This window comes from Nocardia sp. NPDC049220, assembly GCF_040647855.1.
In the GTDB taxonomy this organism is placed as follows: Bacteria; Actinomycetota; Actinomycetes; order Mycobacteriales; family Mycobacteriaceae; genus Nocardia.
Map to the genome: position 1 here is coordinate 107,230 of NZ_JBEZDA010000007.1, position 16,912 is coordinate 124,141.

Sequence of the window (16,912 nt, forward strand, 5' to 3'; positions counted from 1 at the left end):
GCGACACCAACATCTGGGTGTGGCGAGCCGCGCGGCCGGCTCGATTGTCTGGGTGTGCGTCGTTGCCCCCGTGTGTTGATGTCGCGCGGTGTCGAAGCGACCGCGTGATCACATTCGCGCGTCGCCGCAGCCAGGCTCGACCGGGCTACAGCGGACACCGGGGCGCGGCTTCCGAACGGCTCGGCGGCTGGGTTCGTGGCCGATAGTCGGGCTGCGCAGGTTCTGCGCCCACGCGGTCGATCCACGCGGTCGCGAAAAATCGGCACACCACTGGACAACTTCAATCATCAAGGGCAACATGAATTTTCGTCATAAATTGATTCACCTGTCCGTAGTGACTGCCACCATTTCGCAGGATGTTTTTCATGGTGGCCGGGTGGATTTCTCATAGTGGGGAATGAGGAGAAATGTCAGACGAAGACTCGACCACCCTGCCCAGGCGGCAGCTGGGGAAGTACTTGCGTGAGGCGCGCCAGGCGGCAAACATGTCGCTCGACGAGGTCTCGACGCTCATGCAGTGGTCTTTGAGCAAACTGCAACGCGTCGAGAAGGGCCAATCACCGCAGGTCCGCACCGTCGATGTCGAGGCACTGTGCCGGTTTCTCGACGTTGACGACGAGACCACCACCGCGCTCCAGGGGCTGGCCTTGCAGGCATCGGTAAAGAGCTGGTGGCATTCGTACGATGACCTGATACCGGGTAACTTCAACGTGTATGTCGGGCTGGAATCAAGCGCGCAGCATTTGGTCCACTACAGACCGGACATCATTCCGGGATTACTTCAAACCCCGGACTATGCTCGCGTTCTCGATCGGGCCTATTTCCCCAACGATCCGCCCGAGGACTTGTATCGACGCGCACAACTCCGCGCCAAACGACAAGCTCGGATCAATCGTAAGACGCGCCCGGTTCAGGCAGAGTTCGTACTGAACGAAGCGTCGTTGCGCTATGTCGTGGGTAGTCCCGCCGTCATGGCCGCTCAACTTCATCACCTGGCGAACACGCCAACGAACGTGAGCGTTCGGATTCAGCCGTTCTCTGCGGGTTTCCCGCTCGGGATCGCGCCCGGACCGTTCGTGATCCTGGACTTCGGAGTCGATGCCAAAGACCGCGAGATAGCGCCTACCGTGGTCTACATCGAGTCGTATGCGGGCGACATGTACTTGGAGCGCACGAAGGACGTGGACAGGTATCGTCAGGCGGACAACGTCATTCAGCAAACCACGCTTGACGTTGCATCCAGCAAGAGTCTGCTAAGACAAATGGCAAGGGAGTATCAAGCGTGACTGTCGATCTGTCGGAAGCCAATTGGTTCAAGTCCAGCCGAAGCGGCGGCGGCAAGGAATGCGTGGAAGTCGCGTTCGTCGACGGCGGCGTGGTCGGAATGCGTGACAGCAAAAACCCGACCGGTCCGGCGCTGGTGTTCACGCCGAGTGAATGGGACGCGTTCACCACAGGTGTGCGGGCCGGGGAGTTCGAGCGCTCTGCCTGACAGGTACTCGCGCACGTAGCCGTCGCGGGCGGCCCCGCTCCCCACTGCGCGGCCGGGGAGCGGGGGCGTCGCATTGTGCGGCCAACCGAATCCCGCTACCGCGCGACAGTCGAACCCAGCAAGCCGCCGACTCGATCGACAGGACCTGCTCGATGGCGGCAGGTCGATGGACGGTACAGACCTCTCGCCGGTCGCCGGTCCAGCAGACGCCAAGCGCCGCGCCGCCACGATCAATACAGAGTCAGCCGCCGCGATCCGCGTCGTCGCGGACGAACGCAGGTAGTCGCGAAACCGGGCGTCTGCTCGAGCCCAACGTGTCATGATGTGCTGAACGGGGTAGTCGGAGGGATATGCCGAGGATTCAGATGCTGTGCACGCTGGCGGCAGGCAGCGCGCTAGCAGCTGGTTGCGAATCCGATGACGGCGCACCGGCGCTCGTGCCGAGTCGGCGCACCGAGACATCAACGGTGCGGCCCACCGAGAACACCGACGCGCTTGCCGGATACCCGAACGAGATCGGATGCGGTGCTGCGCGGGTACGGTGTGCGCCGGACAGCGGGAGCCCCCTCGACGCCAGCAGGTGGCAGACGTGCGACTGGACGGCCGAGCACGACAAGCCATTCGAGACGGCGGCGGTCTATGTCGCGACGGTGCGGCATCAGAAATTTCTGGCGTATCCACAGTGCGACCGCTGTGTTCCGACTACCGGTGATCATCCGGCATCGTGTCATCGGAAAGCTCGGGACAACAGATCCGAATGCGCCCTCTTCTCGGGAATCGCGACCAGCAGTGCGGCAGTGCGCATTACCGCTCGCAGCGCGGGGCGAACGACCCGGTCGAATCCATGCGAGCACGGACAAGGACGAGCGGACGAGATCTTCCCGACGCCGCCGGGATAGTCAGTCAGGAGCACGACTTATGGGTGGGAAGAACAATTCATGGCAGGCCTTGACCGAGCAAGCGGGCCACGGCCGGTTAAGACTCGAACCCGGCACCGTCGAGCTGCTTGCGAAGCAGGTCGGTGACACCATCGCCCGCGTGCGTGCGGTCCGGGCGAAGATCAGCATGGTCGACGCACTGGCACGCTTCTCCGGCGCGGACTCCGGCGAAGCTCTCGCGGCGAAGAATTCCGACCGGGCCGTCGAACTACGCACCATTCTGGATTTGAATCTCACAATCCTGCACGACATGGCGGACGCGTTCTTCGCGGCAGGCAAGGCATACGCCGGTGCCGAAGATATATCGGGGGCGAGCCTCCGCAAGATCCGCCCCTTCGCGATGCCCACGGAGCCGGGATCGTTCCACAACAACCCACCCGCGGCCGGTTCGAGTAGACCGCCCACTTATCCCGCGCCGACCGACGCCACGCAGATACAGACATCCGGCCTGCCCAGAACGCATTTGCCGCCGGGGCTCGCTGCGCTCACCGGCAAGAATCGGGCGACGGTCCGTGCCGAGACGCCGGAGTACTACCCATACAGCTGGTTCTACAACCTCGGCAAGGACATCAATCCGCAGTTGGTAGCCGACGCGGCCGCCATTTGGACTTGGATGAGCGGAGAGTTGAAGGACGAGTACGACAAACTCGGAAACAATTTTGTCGCGGCGGAGGCGAAATGGGAGGGCGCCGGCAAGAACATGGCCATCACCGCATCACGGGCCTACAGCACCGGAACGCTCAACCTGACCCGGGCGATGTCCTCGATCGGGGCGAACCTCTACTACACCTCAGGATGGCTGGCGCAGACCAAGCCGCTGATGCCCACCAGTGCGGAACCCCCGCCAGCTCCCTACGCCGGGACGATGCTGGCCTCGCCCGCGGAGGATCCGCGGATCCCGCATATCACCGCGCTGCACGAGTGGTATGTCCCTGGTGTCGGCGACTCCGACTTGGCGGTACCGGTGCTGCCGATACCGGTGTCACCCATCAACACTGGGCCGCCAGGGCCGCCGGGACCAGGCTTGCGCACCGGCCCCGGCCCGGTAACGCGACCGGCTTCCGCCACCGACGACGCGCGGCAGCGATGGAACGCTCGGCAAGAGGACTGGCAAGAACAACAGACGCGACAAATCGCCGAGCAGCGGGCGCAGGCCGCACAGGAACAGGCGCGACGAGCCGCACAGGAACGGGCGCAGGCCGCACAGGAACAGGCGCGGCGCGCCGCACAGGAACGGGCGCGGGCCGCACAGGAACGACAGCAGGCCGCACAGCAACGGGAGCAAGCCGCACAGCAACAGGAGCAACAAGCCGCACAGCAACAGGAGCAGGCCGCACAACAGGCGCAACAGGCCGCACAACAGGCGGGACAGCAGGCCGCCGGCGCCGCCCAACAAGCCGCCCAGCAAGCGGCGCACGAGGCGGCTCAGCGCACAGCGCAACAGGCGGCTCAGCGCACGGCATCGTCGCTTGCTTCCGGTCTCGGCGCCGGTCCGGGAAAGGCCGCCGGGCCAGGCCCCGGAGCCAAGAGTCCGTCGGCACCGAACCCGTTGGACAAGGCGTCCAAGCTTTTTCCGCGGGCGAGCGTCGCCGGCACGCCGGGCGCCATCGGCCGGGCCGGCGCGGCGCCGATGGCCGCCGCGCCGGGCTCGCCCGGCGCGGCGGGTACGGCGGGGCGCGGCGCCGGTCAGGAGGATAAGGATTACAAGAAGTCCGCGTTCCTCGAGTCGACCGACTACCTGGACGAAGCCATGGGCGATCCCCAGCTGGTCGCGAAACCCGTTTTGGACCAATGAGTGGTTTTTGGCGGCTCACCGACATCGAGTTCGTGGTCCTCTGGGAGGAACTGAAAGAAGGCGGCATGCCGTCGCCCTTCGTGTTCACCGCCGCGACCCCGTATTACGACGACTACCTCCGCGAGAAATACGAAGTGCGCGAGCGCCTGCCGACCACGCTGGCCGCCGAGATGGGCGACGTGCTGCAAGCGGTGGCACGCCCGGACATCCGGGTGCTGGCGCACGGCCGCGACGCCCGCGACCCGGACGATCCCTCGGGAATCGTCCGGTTGCTCGGTGTTCGCCGTGGTGGTCAAGGCTACCTGCTGACCCAGCTGCCGGGCAAAACGGTCTGGCACAGTGGGGGATTCACGGTCGCCGAGTGCGATGTGTTGTCGTTGGCCGACACGCTGGTGGCAGCGCTACCCGAGGTCGCGGCGGGACGGCTCGGTGAGATCAGCCTCGCGCCGCAGGACGGGCAGCACCAGCAGATGGACTACTCCTTCCGGCGGTTGGTCGCGCACGAGTTGTCCGAGGACGCCGCCGAGTACCGCTCCGCGAAATTCCTGCGGTCGACGCCGGCCCGCGCCGGCATGATCGAAATCTGCCAGGGCAGTTCGCGATTCGGTCCGCGCGGCGTGGTGCGTCGCGGGTTCGGCTGGCGAGACCTGGTCGATGATGGTCGATACGCGATCACCGGCGACAACCCGCTGGTCGCGAGAGGTGTCGACACCAAGGGGTTGATCGCCTTGATCAACGCCGAGATCGCCGAGGTAGTGCGGGCGATCAAAGACGAGCAGGTGTGAACGCGGCGGGAATGCGATCCGTACGCCCCAGTCGTCGGGGCTCCCGGATGCCGGCGCGATCACGAATCCACGGGAGTCCGCGTACCGCAGCACGTTTCCAGCCAGCTCCGCGACCAGCAGCGTCGCCTCGAGCCGGCCGTGGCCATGGCACGGTGGCGTTTCCCCGTGCTCGCGCGCTCCGGCCGCGTGCTGGTGCCTCAGGGACGGTCGAGTCGACACCGACATCCCACGTGATCAATCCGGCAGTAACGGTTCCAGCACCATCCAGTGCGGGTCGGTCGAGTCCGCCCGCCCGGTGACCGCTACGCCGGTCACGAGGTCTCCGGTGTTCTCGATCTTCTCGGTCGCTGATCGATCTACCGGAGACCTCGTCTATTCGATCAACGAGGACGCCCGTGCGGGGCATCCTGGGGCGAACCACCGCACCACGCTTCGACAGCTCGCGCCAGATATGACCGACATCACCGGTCGGAGCCTACGTCCAGGCGGGATCACGGCCGGTCAGGCCGAGGATGCGATCCAAGGTGGGTGCGTCGGCCGGCACCGCGACCTCCGGTCCGTATATGCCCATCTCCCGCCCCTGCTCCACGCCGGCGAACACCGTGTCGTACAGATGGGCCAGCAGGTCGGCGGGCAGTTCCAGCCGCTGCCCGGTCGCGACCGCCAGGTCCCAGCAGTGCACGGTCAGCTCGCCGACGATCATTTCGCCAATGACGGACGCGGGCAGCGTTTGCGGCGTGCCCATGCTCGTCTCGCCCTCCCAGGCGCTCGGCGGCGCCCACGACGACGCGATGTCGTCCAGCAGGGCGAGCAGGCGGCCGCGCCAGTCGCCGGCCGCTAGGTCCACCTCGGACTCGGCGGCCGCCGGCTGCGGAACGGACTCCTTGCGTCCGGCGCCGGCGAGCGACGGGCCCCAGAATAGGAGGTGGTTGACCAGTGCCCGCACGTCGTACTCCGTACACGGAGTCTTGTTGCCGAGTTGGTCGTCGGTGATGGTGCGGGTGACCACGGCCATGGCCTGGGCCGCGTTGGACAGATATGACATGGCGAAGACGCTAGGCGGCGCGGACCCGAGGGTATTGAACAAAGGCGACATACACTCTGCCGTGTGGTGCGGGACGTTCGTGAACTGCGGGGTGCGTGGACCAGGTATCAGCGCCACGCGTTCCACTGCCCGGCGCCGGCGCTCGCGCCATGGGTGGAGCGGTATTGGGAGGCTCACTGGGACTACGCCGAGCCCTACTGGCAGAAGATCGTGCCGTACCCGAACGTGCACCTGTCGTTGCGCGGCGGCCGCGCGGACGTCAACGGCGTGTGCAGCGGCTACCAGCTCCAGGGCCTCGAGGGCCGCGACCACGTCTTCGGCGTCGCGTTCCGGCCGGGGGGCTTCCGCCCTTTCCTCGGTGCCCCCGTCTCGACGATCACCGACCGCGTCGTCCCGGCGACCGAGGTGTTCGGCCCGGACCTGCCCACGACGCTCGACGTGCCGACCGTGGATGCGTTCCTGCTGAAACACCTGCCGGACGACGACCCCCGGGTGCGCCAGGCGGTGGCCGCGGTCGAGCTGATCGCCAAGGACCAGGCCGTGACCAGGGTCGAACGCCTCGCTGGCGAGCTGGGGCTGAACATGCGGGGGCTGCAACGGCTGTTCGCGGAGTACGTCGGCATCGGGCCCAAGTGGGTGATCCGCCGCTACCGCCTGCACGAGGTGACCGCACGCATGGCCACCGGCGGCGCGATCGACTGGGCCGCGCTGGCGGCGGACCTCGGCTACGCCGACCAGGGCCACTTCATCCGCGACTTCAAGAGCATGTTCGGGGAGCCACCGACCTGGTACGCGCAGCGGTATTAGTCAGTCGTCGAAGTTCGGCCGAGCCACTCGTTCTGTGTCCGCCGGCATGAGCACGCCGGTACGGAGGTTCGACCTGGTTATATCGAGCCATGCCGCTCCGGTGATCCTGCCCTCGACTTGGATCTCGTTCAGTCGTGCCAGCGCACCGTCGATCGCCGGTCCCTCCAGCCCGAGCGCGACCAGCATCGCCTCCAGCCTGGCCGGATCCAAGGCGCGAATCTTCGCCAGGACCGAGCTTTCGATCCCGTCGGTCATGGCATAGGCGACGAACTGGGAGGTGAACTGATTCCGGATCTCGGGATCGGAACGGGGTGCGGTCCGGTCCGGATGCGGAGCGAACGATTCACGGTCGACGGGGAAACTGAAGCCGTTGTCGATCGGTACCAGACGACCGCGGCCCGGTTCGGACTCGCGGCTGAACCAACTCCGCGCGGACCGATCGTGCGATCCGGCGATGTAGTCCAAAGCCGCCAACATGCCGCGATCCGCGGGCGAATACTCCGCGATCGGTCGGGCCGGGTCGAGCGCCACCAGTTCCCGCAAGGAACCATTGCCGTCCGGACCGCCCCACGGCGTCGTCACCGGCACCAATCCGAACTCGAGCAGGTCATCCAGACGCGAGAAAGCGACATCACGAACAGCGAGACCCGACGGCGGAACACTGATTTCTTCGGACCACTGGCCCAGCTCGGGACGGTAGACCCAAAGACTGTCATCGTCCACGAACCTGACCCGGATCAGCGCATCACGCGGATCCGCATCACTGAGGCGACCCTCCGTCACGGCAAGTGCCCTGTCGCGGTCGTAGACCGCACCTTCCCGCGCACTCATCGACTCGCCCGGGGCGATCGACGCCTGCGGATCGATGACGTAATTCAGGCTCCCGAGACCGGGAAACGCTTCGCCGGTGATCTTGCCGTCGCGCTGGATCTCCTCCAGCCTGCGCACTGCGTCTTCGACGGCCCCCGGTTCGACACCCAGCGTCCGCAGCAGGGCACGAAACCTGCCGGACTCGACTGTCCGCACCTTCGCCAACACGGTGGCATCGAGCCGTTCATTGAACGCAGCCACGACGAAGGGCGATCGGATACGCCCGACCAGGGCGCCGCGTTCGTCTTCGTCAGCGAACGTGAAGGAGTTCGGGCCCTCGGGGAGAGTGCTGGTGTTGTCGAACAGCAACACTCGCGGTGTGCCGGTTTCGCCGACGGTCGGCGGCGTTCCCCAATTGCTTGGATTTCGATCGACATTCCCGCCGATGTAATCGAGCGCGGCTGCCCAATGTCGTTGCGTCTTCGGATATTCTCGCACCTTCAGGCCCGGTTCATGCGGGACGAAGGGAGTCAACGTGCCCAGACCGTGCGGGCCGCGCCAAAACCTCGACTCCGGCACCAGACCGGCACCGAAGAACTGGTCCAGCGCCGACACGGCGACCTCACGAACAAGCAATCCGGACCGCGGAACGCCGATATACTCCGCTTCTTCCGGATCCATTTCGGTCCGGTAGACCCACACGCTCCCGTCGTCGAATTCGACGCGGAACACATCCCCCAAATCGTTGAGCGGCTCTTCGTCGACAACCTCCCCCAAGGCTGCCAGTTCCGCCGCACTCAGCTCGTATCCGACCGGCGGTTGAGCATCGGATGGCGGTTCGGCCATGCCGACCGCCAGCTGACCGACTTCGTGAACCGCGGCGCCGGTCGACGCGGGTCTGCTTCGCGGTAGCGGCGGACCGGCCGAGTCATCGTCGCCGATGTCGACACGGTGCCGATCCGGATCCGCGGTCGGCTCATCGCCCGCCAGCACGGTTTCGCGGAATTCGAACCAGAACGTCCTGCCATCCGGGTGCGGGTCGACGCCCGATGCCGCGGCCAATCGTGCCAGCCACCTCAGGCTGAGCCGGGCCTCGACGTCAGCTACCCACCCGGCCCGCGAATTGTCCTCGCGCACCCCGACACGAACGACGCGGTGACCGGGTGCACCTGACACCGTCGTCGTCACCGACCCGGCGGCTTCGGGATGCGACAAAAGGTTGCCCGCCAGATCCGACACCAAGGAAACCGCCGAACCCACCTCAGCGGGGTGCGGCCAGTTCGGCATCACCCGGCGGATCAGCCAACGAGCTTGTGCGACGTCTTGTCCCGTCCGAACCGGGAGCACCACATGTCGCGGCAAGCCGGATGCGGGGTCTGTCTCGAGCGCGGCAGGGCCACTGTCCGCCGGCGCCCCGACTCGGTCGAGCCAGTGCTGGTCCAGTCCCCCGAGAATCGCCGAGGTGAACTCGTCGAGGGTCGACATCCGGTCGTTGCGGCCGGCCAGATCCAACCGACGCAGTCCGAACTCGAACTCCTGCTTCGAGAACGCGTAGATGGTCAGCTCGGCCGCGGAGTCGGCCAACCGGTATTCTTTGGGATCGCCCTCCACATTGGTCTGCGAGTCGAGCAGCCGTGCTTTGTTGATGCGGGCGATTCGGCGCAGTCCCGCGCGGATGATGTCGCGTGCCGTTTTCTCCGGCGAACGGGGAACCAGCAAAGGGGCCAGCGCTGTTCCGAGCTCGGTGATGTGCTGGTCGGACACCGCGATGGCCAGCTCACCCTGAACATTCAAGCGCACATACGGCACCCGTGCGACGGCGTCGGCGAGCCACCGCGGCAGCTCGCTGGCTTCACTGAACTCGAAACTCGAATCGCCGACCGTGACCCGCAGCAGACGTTCGCCCGGCGTACCGGTCACCACCAGCACGACACGGACTTCGCCGTCGACGACGCCGAGTTCATCCGCTACCAGTTCGGCCAGTTCGAGCCCGGCATCCTCGACCTTGCCGGCCGGCCAGCCGGACAGGTTCTCGCTCAGCCAATCCCAGGCACGAAGACCGGCGCGGCGACGCGCACGCTCATCACCCGGATCCGGACCCTCCGCGCGAATTCCCCACTCAGCCCGCGACGGTCCCGTGTTCCCGTCCATGGCGCCGATGCGGGATCCGGGGTGAGCGGCCGGGTCGTGGATGTGGATGGGCAGCTCCGGGATTCCGTCGGAGTCGATCACGATTCCGTAGGTGCGGCGCACATCTGGCGACTGTGATCCGGACCGATACGGCCCGATACCCACGCGCGGGTCATACACCATGATCGTGCCGCCGTTGTTGGTCATCACGTAGGCGTGTGCGCCGACGCCGTGCGCGTCGACCTGGCCGTGGGATTCGTCGACGACCAGCATCGTCGCGCCCTTGTCCAGCAGACGCAGTCGATCGGCGAGGTCGTCGTGGGATTCGAAGAGTTGCAGGCGGCCGCCCGCGTGCTGCTCCAGCTCGCCCGCGGGCATACCGGACAGACCGACATCGCCCGCGGGCACACCGACGACCAGGCGGCCGAACAGCTGGTTTATTCGGTCCAATGCCTGTGGTGCACAACGATTGTCGTGCCCGGTATCGGTGTCGTCTCGAAGCACCGGCTCGGCGGGTGCGCGATGGTGTGCTCGGACGCCGGGCTCGGTGGCGGCCGGACGCACCGCGGCCGGGTCATCGCCGATCACGCCGGGACGAGCGGGCAGATTGCGCAGGTCCAAGCCGGGGCGATGCGGCTCGAACGGCACATCCGCCCCACGTCCAGCGCCGATCATGCCGAACGCGCGCAACGACTCCGATCCGGGCCGGTAGTAGTTCGTCCGGCGCTGCCGCGGCAATAACAACGGACGCGGATACTCCGCGGGTATCCGGTGCGCGCCGAACGGCGCCGAGGCGGGATCCACCCCGAGCCCCACGCCGGACTCCCAGCTGATCCGGTGCTCGAAATCGCCGAAACCGGGCCCGGTGATCTCTGGTGGTCGCTCGCCCAGCCAGCTGGTCTGGTCCCACGACGCGGCCGCGACGAACACATTGTCGGCGTCTACTCCGAAATCCGTGGCGCGCCGCACCGAGCCCATACCGGGCGAACCCGCCACGGTGAAGGTGGCCACGTACCCCATCAGCCGACGGTCGGCGCCCGCGTCCCCGACCACCTTCGCGCCGTGCTCCACTCCGAAGACGTGGTTCGCCGGGGTCGCGACGCCATCGAGCAGACCGGCGCCGAACTCCCGCGTCCCGGTGAAGGCGGCCACATCCCTAGCGAACAACCGACCACTCAATTGTCCCCAGACTGCCGCGATTCGGTCCCGGTGCGGGTCGGCGTGCGGCATCACGTCCCCCAGCCAGGCGATAGCCGCGGCGGACGCTTCCGGGTCGATGTGCACAGTCGCGGCGAGTTGATTGCGGGCGTTGGTCAGCAGACCGCCCAGCGACATCAGGTCGGTCTGTGCGTCTGGCAGGTGCCAGGACACCTCGGCCTCGATGTCGACATCACCGATGGCCACCACCGCCGTCCCGTCGGAGGGCGTGCTGAGCTGACCCGCCTGGTAGAAGAGCAGGTGCACCGGCGGTGCTGCCCGGCCGGGCCGTACGGACTCGGCCAGCCGATCAGCCGTCCGCAGCGCCTTCCAGATCGCGACCAGGTTCTTCCGCTCATGTGTCTCGCTCCTGGCCGGGTGGTCGCCGATCAGCTGGAGCCGCGCGAAGAAGAGCGAACGGCCGATACCCAGTTCGATAAGGCGCCTGCGGATCGCCAACCGGTTGGCGTGATCACGCACCCTCGCCGGAATACCGTCGGACCGGCCGATGTGGGCCGGATCCACCCGGACCACCGAATCCTGCTGAGTCGGGCTGAGCGAATGCCACCAGCGGGCGGTCTCCCAGGCGCGCTGCCGCGCCTGCGGCACGATGTCACCGTGCCGGTCCCAGCTCGGTCGTGGGCCGCCGGGGCTCGAAGGCTCCGCGCTCCACCCGTCATACGCCGTTCGGGCGGCCACCCGGTCGTCCGCCGTCGCCGGGAGTTCATCCGTGGGCAAGGCCGGGGTTCGCTTCCTACCCGGCACGTCGAGCACATCGCTGCCGGTCTCGTCACCGATGGTCCCCGGTGATTTCGGCGCACCGCCGGGGAGCGGTTCCGCCACGCTGGTCAGCAAGTCGTAGATCACTGTCGCGGGCTCGCTCGCGTTCTCGCGATCGAGCACCACATCGCGAAAAGCCGCGGCCAACGCCTCGCGCGGTGCGAGCACGCCGTCGTCGTCGAAACTGCCGTTACTCAGCTCGCCCAGCCAGTCCTGGTAGCCCTCGACCGTAGCGGGATCGTGGGTCGACCAGTAGTGCTCGAGCAATACGTCGTCGATCGCGTGCTGGGCGGACAGGCCGCCGGCATGGTCTACCGCATAGCCGAATTCGTGGACGAAAAGGCGGTAAATCGGCCGATCGAGAACACTCGGGACAGCCTCGCCCGCGTCGACCCTGCGCTGCCACCGATCCCGGAACGCACCGGGATCTGCTGGCAGCCGGTCGCTGATCACGATCCGGTCGGTATACAACCGCCCGTTGGTGGGATCGATGTGCGCGTATGACCGCCCGTCGACCGAATCAGGCAGCGGGCCGATACCGATACTGCGTAGATAGACATCCGGGTAGGCGGCCCGCATGTCGATAACGGCCCTGGCGTATTCCCGCACCGTTTCGGGATCGCGCCCAGACACGTCGAAACCGAACACTTCCAAGCCCGTTCGTTCCGCCAGCCGCGCGCCGACCTGCTCCGGGCGCAGGGATGACCACTCGTCCGCGATCGGCGCGTCGTGCCCGTGCGGATCGTCGGGCTCGTGCGGCGACGCACCGATCAGGCTGGTTGGTCGGGAACCATCGTCCGAATTCTCCGGTCCGGTCTCGCCCGCCGCGTCGCGGCGCGACGAGGCGGCCCGGCGCGCGCGATCGGTGATCGGGACGTCCATCCGCGAGTCCCGCGATCCGATTCCGGGAGAGTGCCGCGGAACACCGGCGGCGTCGTAGTGGATTCCCCACGTTCCGACGACCCCGACGGGAGGGGTCCAGTCCTGGTGTCGGCGGACCTCGTTCGTCGCCGGGTCGCGCACCACGACGACGCCGTTGTGGTTGGTCATCACGTAGGCGTGCGCGCCGACGCCGTTACTGCGCTCAGCCACACCGTGATACTCGTCGACCACCAGGGTGGTCGCACCATGACCCATGCGCCGCAACCGCTTCGCGATGGTCGCATGGCTTTCGGCCCGTAGGCGCCCACCCGCGTGCGTTTCCAGATCCTGCCAGTGCATACCGCCCAGGCCGATCTCCTGGGCGGCGGTGACATCGATCGCCGTGCTGCCGGTCAGCCGCTGGACCACTTCCATCGAGCGCACCGCACAGTCGCGCGGACCGGTCTCCGGCACGTGTGCGACGCGGCGCGGTGACACCGCGGCCCACCTCGGTCGTACACCATCGTCCGCCCTGATGTCGCTGCTGCCGTCGTCGTAACGGCCACGTTCGACATCGATCGGCGCCGCGCCGACCCGGCGCCGCGCCCAGCCCGGGTCAGGGGCCGGGCGGCGGCGCTCGACCGGCGTCACAGTGTCGCTCCGACCCGCGGCGATCCGGGCGGCGTCGGCCAGCGACTCGGTGGGACGCCGGGTTTGCGGATCGCTGTGCCGAAGGTAGCCCTGGTGCACCTGTTCGATGTTGCCGAAGTTCTCCGACAGCGGGTACTCGGCGCGACTCCGCCTCGCCCCGAATGCCTCCGAGGCCGGATCCAGGCCGTGGCCGAGCCTGCCGCTGACGTAGCGGCTCCACGACCCCGGTTGGTCGGCGCCGAGCATGGTCACGCCATCCCGCCAGGAACTGACGACGTGAACGTTGTCACCGATCCCGAACTCCGCGGCACTGTCCGCCGGCGAACCCGGGGCACCCGACATCCAGACCGAGACGACCAGACCGGCCAGCCTGCCGCGTTTGCCCGCGTAGCTGACGGTGACGACAGCGTAACTGTGCGCGAAGATCCGGTTCTTCAGTTGTTTCGGGCCAGCGGTTCCGGCACGTTCCCTGGTCGCGTGAAAGGCCGCGATCTCTTGCAGCAGGAGGTCGCCACCGACCTTCGCGCGACGACGGAAGGCGGCCTTCAGATAGCCGGTGTTGACCGGCCCGGCCGGCGCGGCGTATCCGATCCAGATGACCGACGCCAGCGCCAGATTCGGGTCCACCCGCTTGGTCTCTTCGTACAGGTTGCGCAGCGGGGTGAACTGGTACGGCAATGACCGCAGTGTTGTATTGGTGCCCGGCACATGCCAGTTCACCGTGTGGGCGGTGTCCACGTTACCGAGGGCGACCACCACTTTGCCGGATCCACCGAAAGCCGTCGCATCGTAGGCGAATACGTGCACCGGCGGCTTGTCCGGCAGCGCGGCGGCCTGACGCTCCAGTTGCACCAGATGGTTTCGGGTGACGATCAAGTTGCTGAAGTGCTGGCGCTGCGCGTCGCTGAGCACATAGTGCCACCACCACCTGCCACGCCCGGTGGGCCGACGCGCGATGAAGTCCTCGATGTCACGGGCGATCGCGAGACGGTTCGCATCGTTGCGGACCGGGGCGGGCAAACCATCGGCGTTGCCGATCTGATGGGGGTAGACCAGAATCAGCGCCTGCTGCGCCCGGCTCAGCTCATCGGGACGCGCCGGGTTGGCCAGGGCATGCCACCAGTCCGCGTTCACGGTCGCCCGCCTTCGCGCCGAGACGGCGAAGCCACGAATTATTTTGCGCTGCAACTTATCCGCGGTGCCGAATCCACCGTCTCGCAGCGCCGCGTCGGCCAGCCGCTGTTGCTCTTCGGTGAATCCAGGATCTACCGGAAGGGCGGGGCCCAGGTGCGGCGGGTGGATGTCCGCGTCAGTGCTATCTCCGCCGTGGGATCCGGGCTCATCCGGGTCGGCGCCCGCCGATCTGGCGCCGCCCGGATCGTTCGGACCACGGCCGCCCGCATCACCCCCGTTCGATCCCGTCGCGGGCTCGGCGGAGTAGTCATCTTTCGAACTAGGATGCCGCACTTCATATTTCGTGTCGACCTCGGCAGAGTTCGGGTGTTGTCGTCCGTCGACGGCGGTGTCGTTCGCCGCAGGCTCGAGCTCGACATCCGGCGCCGTATCGGCATCGCCCGGTCGCCGGACACCAGGTCGCCCTCTGTGGTCCTCGTCGGCGACATCGGCTGCCGGCCTGACACGCGACGCTTCGGCTTCGGCTGTCCCGGCCTGCACCGCGTCGGCGCGCATGGCCTTTGCTTGCACTGCCCCGGCCGACCTGGATCCGGCGGCCGAGGGGGCCGCGAGACCTGAGCATGGCCGCGGATCAGATGTCGCAGTGTCGCTGTCGGGTGCCTCGACAACCGCCCGTCGCTCCGGCACAGCGACAACCGCTTGGTCCATGGCCGCCGCATCGACGTGAGAATCGCCCTGCGGCGTCGACGTTCGGCCGGACGAACTGGCTGCTGCGGCCGAGGTGCGCGCCGAACCGGCCGAGGATGAACTCGGTGTGGCGCCAGGCGCGGTCGAGAACGAACTCGGCGCACCCGACGGCGTTCCTGGATGCGGCATCGCGACGGCCTCCGGCGTGCCCCCGGCGCCCGGTGCCGCGATCGATCCGGCCGAGGCATCCGCGGTGGCGCCCGAGACCGGGCCGGCATCCAACGAATCACGCGGCGCGGCACTGGGTTGCGCGGAAGCCGACAGCGTGGACTGATCGATGGGGGACCCGCTCGTATTCGGTTCGACGCTGCCCGAATGCTGGCCGACGCCTGCGCTCTGGATCGCACCGGTGGCGGACTGCCCTGGCACGGTGCCGGATCGACTGCCGGTATCAACACCCGAATCGGCGGGCACGGTCTGGTCGGCGGCGGCTCCGACCGTACCCTCGCCGGCGTCGGTGCTCGTGCTGGTGCTATCCCCGCCCTCGCCGCGTGAACCGGTCGTCGTATCCGCCCCCACAATTTTCGGACTATCAGCTCCACCCGACGCATCCCCCGCACCGGCACCAGGCGTGCGCTTCCCACCGGGCGGTCCCGCGCTGGTGTCGCTGCTGTTCGAGCCCGGGGAGTTCGTCCCGACGCCGCTGGTAGCGGAGCTGATGCCGGTACCAGCGCCGTTTCCGGTTTTCGCCCCAGCGCCGGTTCCCGTTCCGACGTCCTGGCGGCGGGATGGCGTCGTGCCATCCGGCATCGTGCCGACGTCCGGACTCAGCCCGGGTCCGTTGCCCATCGGTCCGCCGGAGTAATTCGTTCCGCCCCGCCAGCCGTAGATCATGCTCGGCCCGACACCCGACAACGCGCCGCCCGTGAGCATGCGCGGATCGAATTCTCCCCCACCGCCTACCGCATATGCCGCGACCGCGCCCGCCACACCCGCACCGGCGCCGGTGAGCGCGCCCTTGCCTATGCCCGCCCACTGATCGTGGCCGATCGGCAGCCGATCGACGAGGTTGTGAATACCGTGGCCCGCGATGCCACCGACACCACCCGCGACGCCCGAGGAAAACGCGTTCTCGCCGAGCGCGGCCCAGTTGAGGCCACCCTGCTGGTAGCCGGCCCGCAGCTGCAAGCCCTGAACCGCTCCCTCCTGCATCGAGCTTTCGATAACCTCGGTGATCCCCTCCTGGAAGAACTCGTACACGACCTTTGCGACGAAATGCTGGCGCGCCTCGGACAGCGCTGTCCTTTGCAGAATCGCTTCGATCCTGCGCAGCAGGAAGCCGCCCAACCACCGGCACGTGAACTGCGTCGCCCCCACAGCGCCCGCCTGCGCGAAAGGCGCTCCGGGACCGAGAAATCCCGCATACGCCAGCTCCGCCGCCAACCACGCCAACGCGAAGATGGCGTTGAGTTTGGTCGCCCGCATCTCGCCAGCGGAGTCGATGGCGCGCTGCCCGCCCTCGTCGTAGTATTCGGCCAGTTCATCGATGAGGTTCAGTTGCTCTTTGAGCGACTTTTCCATCTCGTCGCGGCCGCTGCCGGCCGGATACGCGAGCAGCGTGGAACCGATCGCGCTCTCCACCGAAGTCCGGACCCGCGTGCGCAGCTCAGTGGCATGTCGCTGTAGATCCTCCCCGCCGGCGCGCTGCTCGTCCTCGTCACCTTCCGGCCACTCGGATCCCGCCACCCACCCCAGCCACTCCAGCCAGGAAGGAATCATTATCGACATAGCGGGGCAATC

Annotated in this window: 7 protein-coding genes; 5 read left to right on the forward strand and 2 right to left on the reverse strand. The window is 67.3% G+C overall.

Annotated elements, in window-relative coordinates; all coding sequences use genetic code 11:
• The first annotated feature begins 407 nt into the window (after positions 1 to 407).
• From AB0C34_RS18675 to AB0C34_RS18690, 4 genes are all read left to right on the forward strand, one after another.
• Positions 408 to 1,286 carry a helix-turn-helix transcriptional regulator gene (locus tag AB0C34_RS18675; protein WP_357074054.1) on the forward strand — a complete coding sequence of 293 codons (879 nt, stop codon included), beginning with the start codon at positions 408 to 410 and terminating at the stop codon, positions 1,284 to 1,286.
• The gene (locus tag AB0C34_RS18680) at positions 1,283 to 1,492 is read left to right on the forward strand and encodes a DUF397 domain-containing protein (RefSeq protein WP_357074057.1); all 210 of its coding nucleotides are present in this window, start codon (positions 1,283 to 1,285) and stop codon (positions 1,490 to 1,492) included. The genes AB0C34_RS18675 and AB0C34_RS18680 overlap by 4 nt, the downstream gene beginning before the upstream one ends.
• Before the next feature lie 918 nt (positions 1,493 to 2,410).
• Positions 2,411 to 4,225, forward strand: a complete 1,815-nt coding sequence (locus AB0C34_RS18685) for a hypothetical protein (protein ID WP_357074060.1) — start codon at positions 2,411 to 2,413, stop codon at positions 4,223 to 4,225.
• The gene (locus AB0C34_RS18690) at positions 4,222 to 5,010 is read left to right on the forward strand and encodes an ESX secretion-associated protein EspG (RefSeq protein ID WP_357074063.1); all 789 of its coding nucleotides are present in this window, start codon (positions 4,222 to 4,224) and stop codon (positions 5,008 to 5,010) included. Before AB0C34_RS18685 ends, AB0C34_RS18690 begins: the two co-directional genes overlap by 4 nt.
• A gap of 475 nt (positions 5,011 to 5,485) precedes the next feature.
• Here AB0C34_RS18690 and AB0C34_RS18695 read toward each other — a convergent pair whose 3' ends face one another.
• On the reverse strand, positions 5,486 to 6,055 hold the full coding sequence (locus tag AB0C34_RS18695) for a TIGR03086 family metal-binding protein (RefSeq protein ID WP_357074066.1): 570 nt from the start codon (positions 6,053 to 6,055) through the stop codon (positions 5,486 to 5,488).
• Between the two features lie 63 nt (positions 6,056 to 6,118).
• Here AB0C34_RS18695 and AB0C34_RS18700 point away from each other — a divergent pair, with 63 nt between their 5' ends.
• Positions 6,119 to 6,862: a helix-turn-helix domain-containing protein gene (locus AB0C34_RS18700; protein ID WP_357074069.1), complete on the forward strand. Its 744-nt coding sequence runs from the start codon at positions 6,119 to 6,121 to the stop codon at positions 6,860 to 6,862.
• Here AB0C34_RS18700 and AB0C34_RS18705 read toward each other — a convergent pair whose 3' ends face one another.
• Entirely contained in the window at positions 6,863 to 16,900 is a 10,038-nt protein-coding gene (locus tag AB0C34_RS18705; RefSeq protein WP_357074072.1) for an alpha/beta hydrolase, read from the reverse strand.
• Positions 16,901 to 16,912: the final 12 nt, after the last annotated feature.